This window comes from Koromonas humicola (assembly GCF_059726255.1).
Genome location: NZ_AP040873.1, coordinates 1 through 20,505, shown reverse-complemented (window position 1 = coordinate 20,505; position 20,505 = coordinate 1). Strand labels below are relative to the sequence as shown.

9 protein-coding genes, 2 tRNA genes and 3 rRNA genes are annotated in these 20,505 nt (G+C 56.4%); 2 read left to right on the top strand and 12 right to left on the bottom strand.

Going from position 1 to position 20,505, the window contains the following annotated elements; genetic code table 11:
* Nucleotides 1-57: 57 nt before the first annotated feature.
* From AC6IZD_RS00070 to AC6IZD_RS00045, 6 genes are all read right to left on the bottom strand, one after another.
* Nucleotides 58-1,848 (bottom strand): DUF885 domain-containing protein, encoded by a 1,791-nt coding sequence (locus tag AC6IZD_RS00070; protein ID WP_497785597.1) that lies wholly within the window; start codon nt 1,846-1,848, stop codon nt 58-60.
* Between the two features lie 9 nt (nt 1,849-1,857).
* A complete protein-coding gene (locus tag AC6IZD_RS00065; protein ID WP_497785595.1) occupies nt 1,858-3,597 on the bottom strand; it encodes a DUF885 domain-containing protein in 1,740 nt (579 codons plus the stop codon).
* A gap of 146 nt (nt 3,598-3,743) precedes the next feature.
* Nucleotides 3,744-7,271, bottom strand: a complete 3,528-nt coding sequence (gene mfd, locus AC6IZD_RS00060) for a transcription-repair coupling factor (RefSeq protein ID WP_497785594.1) — start codon at nt 7,269-7,271, stop codon at nt 3,744-3,746.
* A gap of 77 nt (nt 7,272-7,348) precedes the next feature.
* On the bottom strand, nt 7,349-8,080 hold the full coding sequence (locus AC6IZD_RS00055) for a methyltransferase family protein (protein ID WP_497785592.1): 732 nt from the start codon (nt 8,078-8,080) through the stop codon (nt 7,349-7,351).
* Nucleotides 8,081-8,106: 26 nt separating this feature from the next.
* A complete protein-coding gene (locus AC6IZD_RS00050) occupies nt 8,107-9,501 on the bottom strand; it encodes a carbohydrate porin (protein ID WP_497785591.1) in 1,395 nt (464 codons plus the stop codon).
* A gap of 84 nt (nt 9,502-9,585) precedes the next feature.
* Nucleotides 9,586-11,055 (bottom strand): hypothetical protein, encoded by a 1,470-nt coding sequence (locus tag AC6IZD_RS00045; RefSeq protein ID WP_497785590.1) that lies wholly within the window; start codon nt 11,053-11,055, stop codon nt 9,586-9,588.
* A 276-nt stretch (nt 11,056-11,331) separates the two neighbouring features.
* On the opposite strand from AC6IZD_RS00045, the gene hemL reads away from it, so the two are divergent.
* A complete protein-coding gene (hemL, locus tag AC6IZD_RS00040) occupies nt 11,332-12,633 on the top strand; it encodes a glutamate-1-semialdehyde 2,1-aminomutase (protein ID WP_497785589.1) in 1,302 nt (433 codons plus the stop codon).
* Nucleotides 12,634-12,758: 125 nt separating this feature from the next.
* On the top strand, nt 12,759-13,274 hold the full coding sequence (locus AC6IZD_RS00035; protein WP_497785587.1) for a PH domain-containing protein: 516 nt from the start codon (nt 12,759-12,761) through the stop codon (nt 13,272-13,274).
* Nucleotides 13,275-13,447: 173 nt separating this feature from the next.
* Here the strand turns inward: AC6IZD_RS00035 and AC6IZD_RS00030 are convergent, their stop codons facing one another.
* The 6 genes from AC6IZD_RS00030 to AC6IZD_RS00005 form a co-directional block, all read right to left on the bottom strand.
* Nucleotides 13,448-14,059, bottom strand: coding sequence for an outer membrane protein (locus AC6IZD_RS00030; protein ID WP_497785586.1), 612 nt, complete (start codon nt 14,057-14,059; stop codon nt 13,448-13,450).
* A 208-nt stretch (nt 14,060-14,267) separates the two neighbouring features.
* Nucleotides 14,268-14,384: ribosomal RNA gene (gene rrf, locus AC6IZD_RS00025) — 5S ribosomal RNA — on the bottom strand.
* 93 nt (nt 14,385-14,477) lie between these two features.
* Nucleotides 14,478-17,426 (bottom strand): 23S ribosomal RNA (locus AC6IZD_RS00020).
* A 311-nt stretch (nt 17,427-17,737) separates the two neighbouring features.
* Nucleotides 17,738-17,813, bottom strand: a tRNA-Ala gene (locus AC6IZD_RS00015).
* A 20-nt stretch (nt 17,814-17,833) separates the two neighbouring features.
* Nucleotides 17,834-17,910, bottom strand: a tRNA-Ile gene (locus tag AC6IZD_RS00010).
* Nucleotides 17,911-18,143: 233 nt separating this feature from the next.
* Nucleotides 18,144-19,643, bottom strand: a 16S ribosomal RNA gene (locus AC6IZD_RS00005).
* The 16S, 23S and 5S rRNA genes sit together here with 2 tRNA genes alongside, the layout of an rRNA operon.
* Nucleotides 19,644-20,505: the final 862 nt, after the last annotated feature.

The window sequence follows — 20,505 nt, the reverse complement described above, 5'->3', positions numbered from 1 at the left end:
CGGAACACAGTATTGTATGCCGCCCGGCCCGTATGTGCACGGGCCGGGTTGGTGCGGCTATAAGGTGGGCGAGTCATCCTCAAGCAGGGCGCGGCGGATAACCTTGACCGGGGCTACTCCCTGACGCATGAAGAGATCATGGAAAGCGCTGGGCGGAGGTACGGTTTTGTGGCGGTGCTCCCAGTCGGCACGCAATTTTAGTATCTGGAGCTTGCCGAGGGTGTACATGAGGTAGGTGGGGTCTCCGGTGCCGCGCTTGGTTTCGCGGGTGGCGTTGGAGTGAGTCTGGTAGCCCTCTTTTTCGAAGAACGCAACGGCCTCGTCCATGGTCATGGTTCCGGTGTGCATGCGGATGGCGACGATGTAGCGGGCATTGCGCAGAAGAGCGTCCTGTAGCTGGCCGAGGCGCAGCTTGAGGTAAGGAATGTCCTTGTCCTCAGGCACGGCGGAATCGCGCCCGTAACCTTCGTCAATCATCATCTGCTCGGTGTAATGGGCCCAGCCCTCGACGTTGGTTCCGGAGAAATGGCTGCCGGTGTTGCTGAGGTCCAGAGAGAGGAACTGGCGGATGCGCGAGGGCACGTGCTCGTTCCACAGGTACTGCTCGTAGTGTCCGGGGATGACCTCGTGGATGGCGGTGCTGGTGACGACTCCCCAGTTGTAGGCCGCCATGTATTCCTCGACCTGCGCGGGAGTCCAGCCTGGCTCGGGGAGGGTGACGTTGAAATAGGCTTCGGTGGCCTTGGTTTCAAAGGGGCCGGGAGCATCCATGGAGGCGAAGGTGGTGGCGCGCATGAAGGGCGGCGTTTCCTCGAGGATGGGAAGCTGGCGCGAGGGAGTGGTGATGATGAAATGCGTGTCAGTGAATTCGCGGATGCCGGTCAGCTTGCCACGAAAGGCATCGAGAAGCTTGTCAGCAGGAGGATGCTCGGTTTCGACTGCAGCAAGAAGCTGGGCGGGAGTTTTGGCAGGATCGATGAGCTTGGCGACGCGCTGAAACTCGGACTGATTGCGGCGAAGGTTGGCCATGCCGACTTCGAGCAGGTGGTCGAGAGGGACGTCGACCATCTCTTCGTAGGCGAGCTTCTGCTGGAGGTTTTTGGCGCCGAGGCGGAAGTCTCCGCGAGAGCGCAGTAGAAGGTCGCTCTTGAGCCACGATTCGTATTCGGTGAGGGCGGCGATGACGGCGGCGTTGGACTGCGCAAAATTGGACTGGAGCTTGGGGTCTTTCACGTTCGCAAAGGCGGAGGGGACGTCTTTGCGGAAGAAGTCGATGATGCCGGGAAGTTGCTCGATTGCGATTTCGGTGAAGATGCGAGGCGGGTTCTGGAGATTGGTGCGCGCCTGATGGAGAAGCGTGGGCATCTGGCGTTCGCGGGCGATGAGCGAAGAGAGGCGCTCGGCGGGCAAGGCGAAGTTGCGGCCAATCAGAAGAAACGTGGAGTCGCTGAGAACCGAGGAGTAGTAGTCGGGATTTTGCCGATACACCTGCTGGGTTTGGAGTTCGAAGATGCGCGAGCGAACGAAGGAGATGAGCATCTCGCGGTCATCAAGCGCCCAACGCGACCAGCCCTTGGTATCGAGGGACTGGAGGCGCTGGATGTAGGTTTCGTAGAGCGCGATTTGTTTGGAGACGCGCTGGGGATCGAAGCTCTCAAGCTCAGTGTCGTACTGGTGGAAGCCGGCGCGGGTACCGGCGCTGGGCTGGAACTGGAAGAAGCTGGCCATGAACTCGTCGTTGAGCTTTTCGAGCGCAGCGGGATAGGACGGGGATGGGGTGGGCTGTGCCATGGCGGCTCCGAGCAAAGTAAGTGCGGCGATGAGTAGTGCTGTGATTCGTCTGATCATTACAGTTTCCTAGAGTGCGGGCGAGTCGTCGCCGAGCAAAGCTTTGCGCACGATCTTCACGGGCGGCGCGCCCTGCTGGAGGAAGCGGTCGTGGAAGTCCTGCAGGGTGAACTGCGCGCCCATCTTGCGGCGATAGTCTTCGCGGAGTTTGAGGATCTCAAGCTTACCAACGGTGTACACGAGATACGTGGGATCGCTGGTGCCGCGCTTGGTTTCGCGGAAGGCGACCTCGTGGGTCTGGCGGCCTTCGGTTTCGAAGAACTTGACGCCCTCATCGAAGGTCATCTTGCCGGTGTGCATTTCGATGCCGACGATGAAGCGGGCATCGCGAAGGAGGGCGTCCTGTATCTGGCCGAGACGGAGTTTCAGGAACGCAGTGTCGTGCGCTTCATCGACGTTGGGAGTGCGCCCGAAGCCCTCGTCGAGCATCATCTGCTCGGTGTAATGGGCCCAGCCTTCGGCGTTGGAGCCGCAGGAAAGAATCTTGCGGCTCTTGGTGACGGGCGCGCCCTGCAACACAAGGAACTGCACGTAATGTCCGGGGTAGGCTTCGTGGATGGAAGTGCTGGCGATGGTGCCGCGGTTGAAGCCTTCGAGCCAGCTCCGCGTGCGCTCTGGGGTCCAGTCTTTCTCCGGTAGAGTGACGTTGAAATAGGCTTCCTTGGCTACTTTTTCCCACGGGCCGGGCGTATCCATCGAGGCCGACGTAAGAGCGCGCATGAAGGGCGGAGTTTCTTCAATGATCGGAAGCACGGGCGATGGAATCGTCAGCAGCTTGTGCGACGTGATGAAGGTGCGCTCGCCTTCGAGAGTGTCGCGGAAGGACTGAAGGAGCTTGTCGGCGGACGGATGGTCCTTCTCGGCGTCTTCGAGAATCTGCTCGGGCGTGCGCGAGGGATCGATGAGCTTGGCCACGTGAATGAATTCACGCTGATTGCGCGCGAGGTCTTCTTTGCCGATGGCAAGCAGGCGGTTGAGAGGAATATCGACCATTTCCTCGTACTGAAGCTTGCGGGCGTACTTCTCAGAGCCGATGCGGAAGTCTCCGTTGGAGCGGGGCAGAACGTCCTTTTTCAGGAACTCCCCATAGCTCTTGATTTCGGCGATGACGCGGCCGTTGGATTCGTGGAACTGGGCGAGAAGCTTCGGGTCTTGAACGTCTTTGAAGGCTGCGGGAACATCGTTCTCAAAAAAGCTCTGGATGCCCGGAAGCTGTTCGATGGCGACTTCGGTGTAGATGCGCGGAGGATTCTGGAGATTGGCGCGCGCGGCGGCAAAGACGGCAGGCATCTGGCGTTCGCGGGAAATCAGAGACCGAAGGCGGTCCTCCTGAGACGCGAAATTGCGGCTCATGATGACGAAGGCAGAGCCTGTAATGCCACTCGAATAAGTATCGGGATTGCGCTGCCACATGCGAATTTCTTCAAGCTCAAGCAACTGTGCGCGGAGCCAATTTTCGATCATCTGCGCGTCTATGGCCTGATCGGGAGTGAGCTTGGCGCGATCAAACTTTGCGAGCTGGTCGAAGGTGGCGTGGCACCACTTGGTCTGCTCGGCGATGGAGCGCTGCGAGTAGTTCTCGAGCTGGGGGTCGTATTGGTGGAAGCCGAGTTGGGTGCCCTGGGTGGGGTTGTCGTGGAGATGGCGGTCGAAAACCTGGTCAACGAAAGCGTCGAAATTCTGGGGTTGGGGAGCGGCAAGAGCCATGGTGCTCAGGAGAAAAACAAGTGCGGCGGAAAATCGAATCATTCCTACCCTCAAAGTTGATAGTCCGCAGGGCTCGTGATTGAGGAGCCTTACGGACGGTGGTTGGTGAGCGGTGTAGGGGTCCTTCGCTTCGCTCAGGATGACACCTTTGAAACAAGCAAGAGCAACGGCAAAAGCTAAATGGAACGTTATTGCACGGGCGTGGGCTCGGCTTCTAGGCCCTCGAGTATTTTGCGCAGGCCGTTAAGGACTTCTTCCGGGCGCACGGCTTTTAGCGAGAACTTCAACATACCTTGAGGCGTGAAGACGACGCCCTTGTTGCGGGAGATCAGTTGCATGATCTTCTGCGGGTCGGCTTCGGCATTCTGCGTGAACTTGATGCTGACCTGGTCGCGCTTGCGCTCGATGCTGGCAACGCCCAGACGCTGACACTCCAGCCTGAGATGTGCGTACAGAAGCAGGTGTTGGACAGCGGCAGGCGGCTCGCCGTAGCGATCGCGCAATTCGCCGGCAACGTCGCTCAACTGCTTTTCATTCTCAACGGCGGCAACACGCTTGTAGATGCGCAGGCGCTGGTTCTCTTCCTTGATGTAGTCGTTGGGAATTCGAATGTTAAGGCCGAGGTTGAGCGTGGTGTCGAGCGCTTCCTGCACGGGCTCGCCCTTGAGCTGACGAATGGTCTGCTCAAGCATGGTGGTGTACATCTCGAAGCCGACGGCCTCGATGTGTCCGCTTTGCTGGCCGCCGAGCAGATTTCCGGCACCGCGCAATTCGAGATCGAGGGCGGCAATTTTGAATCCCGCACCGAGGTCGCTGAACTCCTTGAGCGCGGCAAGGCGGCGGCGCGCTAGCTCGTTCAACTCGCGGTCGGGCGGCACGAGCAGATAAGCGTAAGAGCGACGGTTCGAGCGTCCTACACGGCCGCGAAGTTGATAGAGCTCACTGAGGCCATGGCGGTCGGCACGGTTAATGAGAATCGTATTGCAGAGCGGAATGTCCAGTCCGTTCTCGATGATTGTGGTGGCGACGAGAATGTCAGCTTCGTGGCGCATGAAGGCCAGCATGATTTTTTCGAGCTCGCCTTCGCGCATCTGTCCGTGGCCAACGAGCACGCGCGCTTCTGGCACGAGTTCGCGGAGCTTGGCGGAGATTTCGTAAATGGACTCGACGCGGTTGTGAACGAAATAGACCTGTCCGCCGCGTTCGAGCTCCTGCTGGATGGCGGAGCGGATCAGCTTTTCATCCCAAGTGGCGACGACGGTTTGGATGGCGAGGCGGTCGCGCGGAGGCGTTTCGATGACGCTCATGTCGCGCAAGCCGAGCATGGACATGTGCAGGGTGCGCGGGATGGGTGTCGCGGACATCGTGAGCACGTCCACCTCTTTGCGTAGCTGCTTGAGGCGCTCTTTGTGGCGCACGCCGAAACGCTGCTCTTCGTCGATGATGACGAGGCCGAGGTCGGGGAAGCTGATGTCCTTGGAAAGCACGCGATGAGTGCCGACGAGGATATCGACTTTGCCGTTCTCAACCTTCTCGACGATTTCCTTCTGCTGCTTGGCGGTGCGAAAGCCGGAGATCATCTCGACATTGACGGGAAACGCGGCGAAGCGGCGCTTGAAGGTCTCGTAGTGCTGGAAGGCGAGAACCGTGGTGGGCGCGAGGACGGCCACCTGGCGGCTATCGTTGACGGCTTTGTAGGCGGCGCGCATGGCCACTTCGGTCTTGCCGTACCCCACGTCGCCACAAAGCAGGCGGTCCATCGGCTGAACGCTTTCCATGTCGCGCTTGATGTCTTCAACAGCCCCGACCTGATCGTCAGTGGGGTTGTACTCGAAGGCGTCTTCGAACTCGTGCATGAACTGGTTGTCGCTCGAATACTGGAAGCCCTGCGCGGTCTTGCGCTGGGCGTAGAGCTTAAGCAGTTCGTCGGCCATGTCCTGCATGGCCTTCTTGACGCGAGCTTTGGTCTTGACCCACTGCTGCGTGCCGAGGCGGTTGAGGACTACGTGTCCGCCTTCGGCTGAACGATATTTCTGCACGAGGTCGAGGCGGGTGAGCGGAACGTAGAGTCGTGCGCCCTCTGCATACTCAAGCACCATGAACTCGGCCTTGGAGCCGTCAGCCTGAGGAATCTCGCGCAAGCCGTGATACTGGCCGATTCCGTGCTCGACGTGAACGACGTAGTCTCCGACGGCAAGGTCGCGGAAATCCGAGAGGAAGGCGGAGGTCTTGGAACGCTGGCGCGGTTGACGCGGGGCCCCGGCTTCGGACTCGTCGAAGAGATCGTTGGCTCCGAAAACGACCAGCTTGGAATCGGGTAGAACGACTCCGTCCGGCACGTATCCGTACACAAGCGTCGTAGCGGCGCTCTCGTCGTTGAAGTACGTGGCTTCCTCGCTGACGGCGGCGGCCTTGGCGCGGGTGCCGAGGCGATAAGGAACCTGGTATTCGTTGAAAATATCGGCGAGGCGCTCGAGCTCGCCCATCGATTCAGCGACGAGTAGAACACGTTCGCCGGCGGCAGTAAGCTTTTTGACTTCGTCAAGCAGCTTGGGCACCGCTCCGTGGAAGCGCGACGTGGGATGCGAGCTGAATTCCACGAGCTCGGGGCCTTCGCTGGAAGCAAGACCAATCTGCTCGATATCTACACCAGCGATCTGAGAGACGCGAGCGCGCCAATCGTCCGGAGTGATGTAAAGCTCCTCGGGACGAACAAGGTTGCCGATGCCGCTGCGCTCATGAGCATCAGCCAGGCGCTGCCACCAGGCATCGTGATCCTCGGCGAGGCGTTCGGGTTCGGCAACAATGACAGCAGCTCCGGGGACAAGATCGAAGACAGTGTTTTCGGCACCAGCGACGGGTGCGAAGAATTCCCAGCCCGGGAAGACGCTGACTCCGCCGGCGCGAACTGCGGCTTCGAGAGCTTCTTCGCTGCCCTCGACACGCTCTCCGCTGAGGCGGGCGTTGATTGCTGCAAGCAGTTCCTCGGTGACCGGAGTTTCGGTCAAAGGAAGCAGCGTGACGTCTTCCACTCCGGTGGAGGAGCGTTGGGTGACAGGATCAAAGCGGCGGAGCGATTCGACTTCATCGCCGAATAGCTCGATGCGTACGGGGCGCTCCATCTCGGGCGAATAGACGTCGAGAATGCCGCCACGGCGCGCGTATTCGCCCTGTTGCTCCACAACTTCGGTTTGACGATAGCCAACAACATTGAGGTGCTGCAAAAGCTGCTCAACATCCAGCCAATCGCCTTTGCGGACGGTCCGGGCAAGGTTGCGGTAGTAATCAGCTCCGTGCAGACGGATGGTGGTGGCCGCGAAAGGCGCAAGGATCAGCGAAGCCGTGCCGAAGGCCATACGCCAGAGTGCGCGCGCGCGGACTTCCTGAATCTCGGGGTGCGGAGAGAGATTCTCGAACGGAAGCACATCACGGGCCGGAAGATAAGCGACGGAGTCGGTTGTTGCTGTGCCGGTCAGTTCGCAGACGCTCTGCAGCATGGGCAGCAGCTCTTCAGCCGTGCGGTTGTCGCTGACAATCAGCATCAACGGGCGCGAAGTGGTGCGATGCAGAAGAGCATAATGCAGCGCGCGCGCTGTGGGCGTGAGGCCAGACACACGAATGCGTCCCGCGCCTCCCTTTATGTGGGTAGATACACGCTGGAAACTGGAGGACTTCTCGGCGTCCGCGAGCAGCTCACGGACGAACGGCAGAATCATTGCCCATCCATTCTAACAGCCGCGAGGGGCGGGGTTGCGAGCGTGAGTGTATTCGCGCCGATGAACCGGCACACGACTCAGGCGGCCTTGCGGCGACGCCGGAATCCGATGATAGCCAGGCACATGAAATACAGGCTGAACGAGAGTCCAAGCGCGAGAAAGTAGAACCGGAGATCGAGCGTGATCGTAAAAATGAGCAGGGCCAAGGCGAGCCCCCAGAAGAAAGCTTCGCCTAGCAGACCGGAACCCCAGTTAGGCTTGCGCCCGGCAGCAACCGGGACGCGGGGAAGCAACGACGGCCACAAGCGAGGCACATGGCGGCAAAACTGTTGGTAATTCTCGCCCTGCGCTTGGGAAAGTTCGCGCTCCTCGCGAAAGATAAGCCTAAACATGAATAGCGCGATTCCGAAAATAAGGACGACGGATCCGGTACGGCTCGTCATCAGGGAGTAGCCGAGCGTAACCAGCAGGGTTCCGAGATAAAGCGGATTGCGCACGTGTCGATAAGGGCCTTGCGCAACGATGGTGTGCGTATGCAGGTCGCCATCAACCATGATCTCGGGTTGCAAGTAGGCGGTTGCCCATGTGCGCAGGAATGCGGCTAAGAAAGCGAGTACGACGCCGACGAGAAGGACGACGCGAATATCTGTGAGAGTGGCTTCGCGATGGACGGTGCCTGCGAATAAGTTTGCGACGGATTGCGCGAAAACGCGGTGGTCAAAACGATAGAGCGAAAAAGAGAGCCAGTAGACGGCGCCGATGATCCAGAAGCGGTAGCGAAACTCCCATGCACTTGCGGCGAAATTCACCAGAGCCTCCTGAGTGTGAGCACGGGCTATAACTCTACGTGAAGTCGCAGGCCGGGAACAATGACCGGACCGCGATCGCGATTGTATCCGGGGTTCCAGATGCGCTGTGCATCGATGCTGAAGAACACGCCGCGCCAGGCATGCAGAGTGTAATAGCCCTCCACAATGTTCTCACGACCATAGCGCAGATCTCCATCGCCGAGAAGGAAGCCCTTGCCTCCGAGTTCCAAATAGTGCTGATGGTCGGCACTGATTCCATTGGTCACCGTAGCTATACCGATCTTGTCGAGCTTGCGATGCCAGTGCGTCCCCGCCATGTCAGCTCCGAATGAGACTGTGGAGTTGACCTCGGTGTAGGCGAAGGACTCGTGCTTCCCCTCGTTCCAGCCAAGGCGCACGAATGCCCGCAAATCATCTGGCAGGGTCTGCTCGGCGTTGAATCCGAAACCGTACTTCACCGTGCCCTGGCGACGAGTGTTCTCGATAACAGGAGCGGAGTCGACACCAGAAAGAAAGCGCGAGACGGCCTCGCGGTATGTACCCATGTTCGCGTGGTTTTCGTAAGCGAGGAGACGAATCACGCTGTGCTGATTCGGAATGAGAGTTGGACGAAGTTCGAGTTCGTAGTTTTCGGCTCGGGCGCGGCGGAGATTCCAATCGAGATCTGGACCGTTGGCGACCTTGGGCATGAGCATTTCGCCGAAACGGAAAGCCCAGCGAGGGCTCTGATATTCGGCGACGAATCCGTAGGTGTATCCACGCGTGTCGGCGGCGTAGTCGTAAGCTCCATTAGCATCAGTGGTCCAGTTCATGAACTGCAAGTGGCTATCGCTGCCAACTGCGTTCACGTCAAAGAAGTCCACGGTGCTCAGCTTTCCGAAGCGAAGCTCAAGGCGACGCGCCGGGGATTGAGTGGCGAGCGCGAAAGGCCCTCGATCGACTTCGACGTCTTCCCGCGAGAGGCGAATGGTTTGATGGAACTGAACTCGAGCGATATACGGCGCTTCGCCAAGCGATGGGTCACGGACTACATCGAGATTTGTGAATCCAGCGAGACCGAGTGCATCGCTGACGCCGCGCCCTCCGGCAGATTCGAGATCGAGCAGAACCTCAGAACCGCGCTGGAGTTCGTATCCGAGGAAGAGTGTCTCGACGTTGGAGGTTGCGTGTTCTGACTGCGAATGCAGACTATTGGCCCCGCTGTAAGAGGCATCGAACTCGGGGTGAGTCTGAAAAATGACGTTGACCTGACCACTAATCCACCAACGCGAGCTTTGAGAATGCGGGAATAACGTGACCAGTTCAGGACGGGGCTGTTCCGCAGAAGCAGGTTTCTCGGTCTGCGCGAGGCACGGTCGCGGCTTTGCGATGAAGCAAACCGTCGCCAGGATAGTTGCGAAGAACAGAACACGCTTGCACATAGGAAAGAAGGTCGCCCATAGAGATAGTACCTTCCCTCGACTTGCTAGTGCGGTTCATGTGCGAAATGCGGAATGAAAATTGTGTTACTGCGATGCGCCGCTGCGTGCCTGAGTGCGTGAGGAGCCAGCAAAATAAGGAGACGTGCGCGGTAGGGCGCGATCACGCAAGCGCTCCATTAGATCCCAATCTTTGCGGAAGTAAACCAGCGTTTCGCGATTCTTGTGCTTCTTGCGCAATTCTGCATCGACGCGCGATAGTACCATCAAATAGCCAAGTCGGGCGTCGGAACGGTCTGCGGCAAGCGTATTTGCGCTTAGCCCGACAATAGGGTGCGAGTGGCCATCACGTGCAGTCAGCCAGAGCCCACCATCGTCGTCCATCGTGATCCAGCTCGCCTTGATCGTGTGATGAGTCAGATCCTTCAGGCTGGGTGCGTCAGCCGCGTATCCCATCTCGACAGCTTCGGCCTCGTACTGCCGAATCGCGGTGTCGTAGCCGTTCCACTCTTCGACGGTGCCGAGCGCGTTAGCACGCGCATGATGAGTCTTCTGCTTCCACTCTTTTTCCTGCGCGGCATCGTTCAGATCACGCGCGGCCTCGAGTTGCTGCTGATACTCGATGATGTCGCCAGAAGGCCGTCGTTGCAGTTCCAGCTCAGGATTGAACCTGCCAGAAATCATGTAGCTGCTTGCAAAGAGAACCAACTCCTGCGGACGCAACAGGGCCAGAGGAAGACGCCACTTGTTTGCACGGTAGAGCTGTTCGGTTCCCTTGCGATTATCGTGACTCGGAGCATACTCACCCGGAATCTGCGAGAACCGCACGACGTGAAAGTTCAGCTCAGGGTGTGCGGCCCCGTAGTGAGCAAAAGACTTGGCGATCGCTTTTGGGCTGGTCATACCGAAGTCGTTCACACGGTCGGCTTTGGCCGCCCCGGGGTAATAAATGTTCACCACGTCGCGAGCAAAATCGGCACAGTTATACCTGAATCCGTTGTAATGGCCGACATTGGCTTCATGGTTGAACTTCTCGACAAAAGCGGCGTCCTGCTCGCGGGTGGACTTCAACGAGAACATGTAAATGTCTCGGAGGAACAGCGAGGCAATCATCTGCCGCCATTGGGCATTGGGATTCGTAGCACAGGCACTGCGGCAAATGGTGCCAAGATACCTCTGACGGTATCGCTCCTGCAGCAGCCATCGCACCGTTGGGTTGGCGTAAAGCGGCCGGGCCGAATCGTCTTCGACGCCATACAGGAAAATGTTGGCAGGAATGGCATTCCACTCATAGGAACGATCTTCGCCGAACGCTTGATAGTTGGAGAGAACGATGCCGTTTTCTCCCGGCTCACACAACCGCAGTTGGATGGGACTCTTGATGCATACACCGGACAGATACACGGCGGAGTGACCAGCGCCCGTCCATTTGGAGGCGCCAAACTCCACTGATTCATTGAGCATCAAGCCGACTTCCGCGTGCATGGCAGAACTAACGGTGGCCAGCAACACTGCAACAAAAACAAATCGGCCTAGCGATTGTGCCAACTTCTTCATTCGTCGTACAACTTTCAACTAAGACTGGGACCAGCTACTCACGACACGCAGGGAGGTATGATTTCGGGGCCTAACCGTGCAGCAAACAGTTAGATGCATCGAAATATTCAGCTTCTGTCTCGCACTCTCCTCCCGTGCACTGTCGGTAGAAACCCCTTTGCGGCCTGTGATGTTTCTCACACCCGCGATTTCCGCGTTTTTGCTATGGTGAAGAGTCGCAAAAATCCAATTTGCGGAGCTGTTTCCATTGTATCCGCTCCGCCACCGGTCGGTTCTGTGTCAAGAAAACTCGATTTGTCTCATTCTTTGCAGCAACGTGCCGAAAAATACTTTCCGGGCGGGGTTAACTCGCCGGTGCGCGCATTTCGTGCGGTAGGAGGCGAGCCTCCGATCATCGTTTCAGGCCAAGGCGCGCGCATGACAGATGTCGATGGAAACGAATACATCGACTACGTGCTCTCATGGGGGCCGCTAATGCTGGGGCACTGCGCTCCTGAAGTCGTGGACGCCGTAATCGATGCTACGCGCAAGGGCACCAGCTTCGGCGCTTCGACGCCTGTCGAGGCCGATCTGGCTGAGGAAGTGAAGAAAGCCTTTCCCTCAATTGAGAAGATGCGCTTCGTGTCGAGCGGCACCGAAGCGACAATGTCGGCGATCCGACTGGCACGCGCCGCAACCGGGCGCAAGTACATCGTGAAGTTCGAAGGCTGCTATCACGGCCATAGCGATGCTCTTCTGGTGAAGGCAGGATCGGGCGTTGCGACCTTCGGCATTCCAGGTTCAGCTGGAGTCCCGGAGGAGTTTGTTCAGTTCACCCTCGCCTTGCCCTACAACAACGTCGCCGCGCTCGAAGAGGCTTTCGACAAGTTCAAAGGGCAGATCGCCTGTGTCATCATTGAGCCGGTAGTGGGCAATATGGGTTGCGTACCTCCTGATCCAGGATATCTTGCGGCGGTACGTTCATTGACCGAGCGGGAAGGCACACTGCTGATTTTCGACGAAGTGATGACGGGTTTCCGCGTGAGCTACGGTGGCGCGCAGGAGCTCTACAACATCAATCCTGACCTGACCACGCTAGGAAAGGTGATCGGCGGAGGCCTGCCGGTAGGCGCGTACGGGGGGGCGGCGGCTCTCATGGATCAGATATCTCCCCTCGGACCCGTTTACCAAGCCGGAACCTTAAGCGGAAATCCGCTGGCGATGGCCGCTGGTTTGGCCATGCTAACGACGCTTGGCTCGGGGCGCGCAACGATCTATCCAAGGCTGAATCAGCTTGCTTCGCAACTTGTCGCTGGCGTGTGCAAGGCCGCGCAGGATGTAGGCGTGGCGATTACGGCGAATCAGGTGGGCAGCATGTTCACCTGGTTTTTTGTGAATCACAAGGTTCACGATTGGGACACGGCTGCGCCTTGTAATACGGACCTGTTTGGGCGCTTCCATCGAGGCATGTTGGATTCCGGTATTTGGCTGCCCCCCTCCCAGTTCGAAGCAGCGTTCCTGAGCACCGCACATACAGAGCAGGACATTCATCGGACGATCGCCGCCGCGGAGAATGTGTTTGCGAAATTGAACGCCTAAGAGCAGTTCTCACCCTTGCAGGCCGTCCGAATCGGGCGGCCCTTCTTATTGCTCACTGATTCTGCTGGCAATCGGCGTTACCATCGAAGTGAACAGAAATCAGAAAACTTCTCGGAGGCACCGCATTGGGCTACGTTGAACAGAACCTCAACCCCGGCGAGCGCATTCTGTACACGACGCACTTGCATTGGTTCGTATTACTTCGATCCATCATCGTGGATGCGATCTTCTCGGCCGCTGGCGTCGCACTGCTCGTCTGGGCTGCGGCGGGCACACACCATGAACGAGGCGAGGCACAGATCTTCGGTATTGGCGGATTCGCACTCTTGCTGCTGGGGAACATCATCCTGGCGATCGCAGTCGTACGGCGCAACGCCACAGAAATGGCTGTTACCAATAAACGAGTGATCATCAAGATTGGCTTCATGACGAAGCGCACCATTGAACTGTTCCTCGCCAAGATTGAGAGCGTTGAAGTGGAACAGACGCTAGTGGGGCGCATGTTGGGCTATGGCAGCATTACCGTGCGTGGTACCGGCGGGACAAACGAACCTTTCAGCCACGTCGCGAACCCGCTAGAATTCCGCCGCCAAGTGCAACACCAGATCGAACAACACATGAACCCTTCGCAAATCCAGTAAGCAGAACTCAATCAGTACGACCCGAGGCGGGGAGCAGATGCTCCCCTTCTTTATTTGGTTATAGTGGATTAAAACAGACAGGAATCTGAAATGTGCTTCGGATGGTGTTTTGGGTATTAGCCCTACCAATGAAATAGGCCGGGCATGCCCGGCCTGTCACGATTCCCTTGGGTTTAGAAGTGGTAAACCAATCCAATTGTCGGCTCTTTCATCTGCATAACAGCGTCGGTGTGTATCGCCACCGCGTTGCCAAAGAAATCTGGAGCTTTGTAGAGCAGCGCTCGGTATTGCCCGCGAACAGCTACGTTCTTTGAAACACGCACATCTGCACCTACGCCGTAAAGGAAGACCGGGCGACTGCGTTTTTCAATCTCGGGGTTTGCGATGTTGTTGGCGTGCTCCGATGGGTTGAACACCACAAACCCACCTCCAGCAAGTGCAAATGGCTGTACAATCCCTCGCGTGAAGTGAAATACGTAAGCGCCCGTGGCTTCGTGTATTCCAACCTGGACATCTCCAAGAAGAGCACCACTGGATGCGTCTCTATAACGCTGCGAGTTCTTTGTGTACGAGTAGTTGACCTCTACACCATTGTGCAGATAAGGGAAGTGACGGAACGAGATCAATAGGCCCGCCGACTTGGTGGCAGTCTCTGAGACGCCCTTTCCAGTAACGTGATCGGTATAAACTCCAACGCCGCTCAAAGCAAAATCAGTCTGCTGTGCGAAGGCGCCACCAGCAAACATCAGGAACAGTACGGTGAGCAGGACTGCGCTGCGTCTCATGCCATCTCCTAAAAATTGATCAATGCATCGGGTCGAAACCCAGCCGAGCAGATCGACGCCACTGCAGGCAAAAACGTCCGCTCCTCTCCTTCTACCTTAACACCTCTGACGTTTGTAGGAGGGGAGATGTATTGTTTGTGTGATTGAGGAAGAGTATTTCCGCATAAACGGAAAAGGCCCCACGGTATGAGCGTGAGGCCTTTATTTAATCCGGCGACGTCCTACTCTCCCACACACTTTCGCGTGCAGTACAATCGGCCCAGCAAGGCTTAACTTCCGTGTTCGGGATGGGAACGGGTGTTTCCCTTGCGGTATGATCACCGGAAACTTGTAAAGAACATGAGAGCGATGTCTCACGACTAAATAGCATTAGGACACAAGGCAGGAGCAGGTTCGCTCCATGCGCAGAGTAAATTTTATGGTCAAGCCGAACGGGCGATTAGTACTGGTAAGCTATGCGCGTCACCGCGCCTGCACATCCAGCCTATCAAACAGGTGGTCTTCCTGTGCCCTTCTTGATCCTTTTGGATTGGGAGATCTAATCTTGAGGAGTGCTTCCCGCTTATATGCATTCAGCGGTTATCACAACCGAACTTCGCTACCCAGCCATGCCGTTGGCACGACAGCTGGAACACAAGAGGTTCGTCCATCCCGGTCCTCTCGTACTAAGGACAGGCCCTCTCAAATCTCCTACGCCCACACCAGATAGGGACCGAACTGTCTCGCGACGTTCTGAACCCAGTTCACGTACCGCTTTAATAGGCGAACAGCCTAACCCTTGGAACCTTCTACAGCTCCAGGATGCGATGAACCGACATCGAGGTGCCAAACCGGAGCGTCGATATGAACTCTTGGCTCCGATCAGCCTGTTATCCCCGGCGTACCTTTTATCCGTTGAGCGATGGCCCTTCCATACAGAACCACCGGATCACTATGACCTGCTTTCGCAACTGCTCGACTTGTAGGTCTCGCAGTAAACCACGCTTATGCCATTGCACTCGACGGCTGATTTCCAAACAGCCTGAGCGTAGCTTCGTGCGCCTCCGTTACAATTTAGGAGGCGACCGCCCCAGTCAAACTACCCGCCTCACTATGTCCCTCTCCCGGTTAACGGGAGTAGGTTAGAATCACAGAATTCACAGGGTGGTATCTCACCGTTGGCTCCCCCAAGCCCAAAAGCCTGAGTTCAAAGCCTCCCACCTATCCTGCGCAGCAAAGTCCATAATTCATAGTGAAGGTATAGTAAAGGTGCACGGGGTCTTTCCGTCTAGATGCGGGAAACCGGCATCTTCACCGGTACTACAAGTTCGCCAAGTCACTCGTTAAGACAGTCGCACGATCGTTACGCCATTCGTGCAGGTCGGAACTTACCCGACAAGGAATTTCGCTACCTTAGGACCGTTATAGTTACGGCCGCCGTTCACCGGGGCTTCAGTTCGAAGCTTCACCTTGCGGTTAACCTCTCCCTTTAACCTTCCGGCACCGGGCAGGCGTCAGCCCCTATACGTCGTTTTAGACTTTGCAGAGACCTGTGTTTTTGTTAAACAGTCGCCGTGCGCGATTCGCTGCGGCCTCTTCGGGCTTTAAACCCTAGTGAGGCACCCCTTCTCCCGAAGTTACGGGGTTAATTTGCCGAGTTCCTGAACGAGTGTTCTCTTGAGCGCCTTTGGATATTCTCCTCGTCTACCTGTGTCGGTTTGAGGTACGGTTCCCCTGATTTCTCCTTAGAGGTTTTTCTTGGCAGCGTGAACTCATCCCCTTTGCCCCGTACGGGACTGCTTTACGTCTCACCCTTAAGATCTGGCGGATTTGCCTACCAAATCAGGCTTACACGTATCGAACCACATAGCCATATGTGGCCGGGATTATCCTTCTGCGTTACCCCATCGTGATAACGAAATCATGGGAGTTCCGGAATATTAACCGGATGTCCATCAGTTACGCCTTTCGGCCTCACCTTAGGGACCGACTAACCCTGAGCGGATTAACCTTCCTCAGGAAACCTTAGACTTTCGGCGCGGAGGGTTCTCACCTCCGTTATCGCTACTTATGCCGGCAGGGTCTCTTCCACAGCAGTCCACGAGTTCTTTCGATCTCGCTTCAAACCGCTGGGAATGCTCTCCTACCACGCGTCTTACGACGCATCCGCTGCTTCGGTGTCTAGCTTTAGCCCCGTTGAATTGTCGGCACCGGACCGCTTGACCAGTGAGCTATTACGCTTTCTTTAAAGGATGGCTGCTTCTAAGCCAACCTCCTGGCTGTCTGGGCGTTCCGACATCCTTTCCCACTTAGCTAGAACTTGGGGACCTTAGCAGGCGATCTGGACTGTTTTCCTCTCGACGACGAAGCTTAGCCCCCGCCGTCTGACTCCCGTGCTGGTTGTCCATGGCATTCGAAGTTTGGTTGGATTCAGTAAGCTGGAAAGCCCCTTAGTCCATCCAGATCTCTACCACCACTGCAAATCGCACGAGGCTAGCCCTAAAGCTATTTCGGAGAGAACGAGCTATCACGGAATTTGATTAGCCTTTCACCCCTACCCTCAGCTCATCCGAGCTTTTTTCAACAAACACCGGTTCGGTCCTCCAGTGGGTGTTACCCCACTTTCAACCTGGCCAAGGGTAGATCATCCCGCTTCGCGTCTATTCCTGCCAACTTAACGCCCTATTAGGACTCGCTTTCGCTACGGCTCGCTTCCGCTTAACCTTGCTGACAAGAATAACTAGCCGGCTCATTATGCAATAGGCACGCGGTCAGGCATTCCCTTACGGGCATAGCCCTCCCACTGCTTGTAGGCACACGGTTTCAGGTACTATTTCACTCCCCTCGCAGGGGTTCTTTTCACCTTTCCCTCACGGTACTGGTTCACTATCGGTCAGTAAGTAGTATTTAGCCTTACGGAATGGTCTCCGTGGATTCCCGCAGGGTTTCACGTGCCCCGCGGTACTCAGGTACCGACTTCGAGTTCATTTGCTTTCGCCTACGTGGCTGTCACACTCTATGGCCCCTCTTTCCAGAGGGCTTCGACTAACAAATGAATTGGTAACTCTACTATTGTCGGCCCTACAACCCCAGCACTACCCGAAGGTAGGACTGGTTTAGGCTCTTGCGATTTCGCTCGCCACTACTTTCGCAATCGAGGTTTCTTTCTTTTCCTCCAGGTACTGAGATGGTTCACTTCCCTGGGTTTGCTCGTACCCGACTATGTATTCATCGGGCCGTTGTACGGGTTCACCGTACAGGGTTTCCCCATTCGGAAATCCCCGGATCACTGCCTGCTTGCGGCTCCCCGAGGCTTATCGTAGCTTGCCACGTCCTTCATCGCCTCTTACTGCCAAGGCATCCACCGTGCGCCCTTAGTAGCTTGACCATAAAATTTACTCCGCACATCGACTCACGTCGTTGGTGCCGTAAATCTTATTGGCCTCTCCAATCACCTGCGACGTCTCACGACGTCTGCATTGATTCTAAGGCACTCATAAAATTTAAACTTAGCCTTGTAATTATCCCAATGCTATTCAGTTGTCAAACATCGCTTGCGCGTCTTACCGCGCCCCGCTTCTCGCGGAGAACATTACTGTTCAAGATTCGACGCCAACCATCGGTTGTTGCCCAACTTTAAACAGATTGTCTGAACGTGTACCGTTTGATAGCACAGCGTTCCGTTTGGATTCAGAAACTTGGTGGAGCTGACCGGGATCGAACCGGTGACCTCATGCTTGCAAAGCACGCGCTCTCCCAACTGAGCTACAGCCCCTGAAATTGCGTTCGAGGTTATGGTGGGCCTGGGTAGAGTCGAACTACCGACCTCACCCTTATCAGGGGTGCGCTCTAGCCAGCTGAGCTACAGGCCCAGGATCGCTGGCGCCCTACATCTAAATCCGAATTACTGGAAAAGAGATCGAGGACAAGGTTGAACGTGCGGACCAGCTAAGCTGATCCGGACCATCATGCAGATGTCTTAAGCAAGAGATTCGAGCGAGAATCCCAACTGAACCACAGGTAGGGTTCAAGTCAGGGTACATGACAACATCCCACGCATATTTAAACCCGAAGGTCGCGCGAGTGCCATGACGTTCTCTCTTAGAAAGGAGGTGATCCAGCCGCAGGTTCTCCTACGGCTACCTTGTTACGACTTCACCCCAATCATGAGTTATACCTTGGGCGGCTACCCCCTTGCGGTTGGCTCACCGACTTCTAGTACAACCCACTTTCGTGATGTGACGGGCGGTGTGTACAAGGCCCGGGAACGTATTCACCGCAGCGTGCTGATCTGCGATTACTAGCGATTCCAGCTTCATGTAGTCGAGTTGCAGACTACAATCCGAACTGAGGCAGACTTTCTCCGATTAGCTCCCCCTCGCGGGCTTGCGACGGTTTGTATCTGCCATTGTAGCACGTGTGTAGCCCTGGACATAAAGGCCATGAGGACTTGACGTCATCCCCACCTTCCTCCCCGTTATCCGGGGCAGTTTCGCCAGAGTGCCCAACTAAATGATGGCAACTGGCAATAAGGGTTGCGCTCGTTGCGGGACTTAACCCAACATCTCACGACACGAGCTGACGACAGCCATGCAGCACCTACGCAGCAGTCCCTTGCGGGAAAACGATATTTCTACCGTAGTCCACTGCGCTTCGAGCCCAGGTAAGGTTCTTCGCGTTGCGTCGAATTGAACCACATGCTCCACCGCTTGTGCGGGCCCCCGTCAATTCCTTTGAGTTTCAGCCTTGCGACCGTACTCCCCAGGCGGATTGCTTAACGCGTTAGCTGCGGCACAGCAGGATTGGGTACCTGCTACACCAAGCAATCATCGTTTAGGGCTAGGACTACCAGGGTATCTAATCCTGTTTGCTCCCCTAGCTTTCGTGCCTCAGCGTCAGTTATGGTCCAGTGAGCCGCTTTCGCCACAGGTGTTCCTCCTGATATCTACGCATTTCACCGCTACACCAGGAATTCCACTCACCTCTCCCATACTCAAGCACGGCAGTTTCTCCTGCAGACTCCGAGTTGAGCCCGGAGATTTCACAAAAGACTTACCGCACCGCCTACGCACCCTTTACGCCCAATAATTCCGAACAACGCTTGCCCCCTCTGTATTACCGCGGCTGCTGGCACAGAGTTAGCCGGGGCTTCTTCCACCGGTACCGTCATTATCGTCCCGGTCGAAAGGAGTTTACATCCCAAGGGACTTCATCCTCCACGCGGCGTTGCTGCATCAGGGTTTCCCCCATTGTGCAAAATTCCCCACTGCTGCCTCCCGTAGGAGTCTGGACCGTGTTTCAGTTCCAGTGTGTCCGTGCGCCCTCTCAGGCCGGATACTGATCATTGCCTTGGTGAGCCATTACCTCACCAACTAGCTAATCAGCCGCGACCCCCTCCTTAAGCGAATTGCTCCTTTGACCTCTCGGTGTTATGCGGTATTAGCCTCGGTTTCCCGAAGTTATCCCCCACTCAAGGGTAGGTTAGTCACGTGTTACTCACCCGTACGCCACTTTACTCATGGATTGCTCCACTTTCTCGTTCGACTTGCATGTGTTAGGCACGCCGCCAGCGTTGATTCTGAGCCAGGATCAAACTCTCGTTTGAAACCTGTTGTTTCCGACGGAGGTCGGAAACCGTTTATCGACAGAATCTATCGACAAACCTTATCTTGTGAGATCACTCGAAATAAATCTCAAGCATCTTCTCACGACTGGCACGTTCAACCTGTTGTCAAAGATCCGATCGCGTTTTCCCGCACTAGGCGGCGCTCTCGGTGAACGACGATCCTCATGGATCGTCTGTCCTCGAAACCTTTATGCAATATCGCTTGATTGCCCCGCAGACGCGATCGCAACCCCCAGCGCTTGAACTACGCCAGAGAGCCATCGGATGAATTGGGATGCATTCGCTCTACGCTTCGATTTATCCGCGGAGCGCGCGATATTGTCACCCTTTGCGATTTGCTGCGTTTTCCGCGCTACCGCAAAGAGCATGCTCAAACTTAAAGATCAGTGAAGGTATTCTGCGCTTTACCGCTGAATCCTGCCGGGAAACTCTGTCCCGCTCGCCCGTGGCCGGGCCGCTTGCAACTCTCTCAAGCTATCAGAACCGCTTCGGCCCTGTCAACTCGTCTCGACTCGCCTCGTCGAACCATTTGCAACTCTCAGACTCTATCAAATCCGCTGAAGCTTTGCAACTTCACATCCGACACAGCCGCACACTCGATCACGTCGCAGCAGCTCGTCGACTTTCTATTGATATCAAACTCTCACGCTTCGTGCAACTCGCGCGCCAAGTCCCCAGCAGTTATCGCAGCCACGCTGCCGTCGCTGGTCGACTCTCAATTTAGTTTGATTCACAACGGAAAGATGGAATACAGATCTCAACTCGTCCGAAAATCACTACAAAAAATCTGATAAATATCAATCGCGGCTCCCGCCGCCCAGCACCTCTAGCGCCGTGTCGT

Bases quoted from the DNA above. Each gene is read 5' to 3' on its own strand.
- AC6IZD_RS00070 (WP_497785597.1), bottom strand. From the start codon at position 1,848: ATGATCAGACGAATCACAGCACTACTCATCGCCGCACTTACTTTGCTC.
- AC6IZD_RS00065 (WP_497785595.1), bottom strand. From the start codon at position 3,597: ATGATTCGATTTTCCGCCGCACTTGTTTTTCTCCTGAGCACCATGGCT.
- mfd (WP_497785594.1), bottom strand. From the start codon at position 7,271: ATGATTCTGCCGTTCGTCCGTGAGCTGCTCGCGGACGCCGAGAAGTCC.
- AC6IZD_RS00050 (WP_497785591.1), bottom strand. From the start codon at position 9,501: ATGTGCAAGCGTGTTCTGTTCTTCGCAACTATCCTGGCGACGGTTTGC.
- AC6IZD_RS00045 (WP_497785590.1), bottom strand. From the start codon at position 11,055: ATGAAGAAGTTGGCACAATCGCTAGGCCGATTTGTTTTTGTTGCAGTG.
- AC6IZD_RS00030 (WP_497785586.1), bottom strand. From the start codon at position 14,059: ATGAGACGCAGCGCAGTCCTGCTCACCGTACTGTTCCTGATGTTTGCT.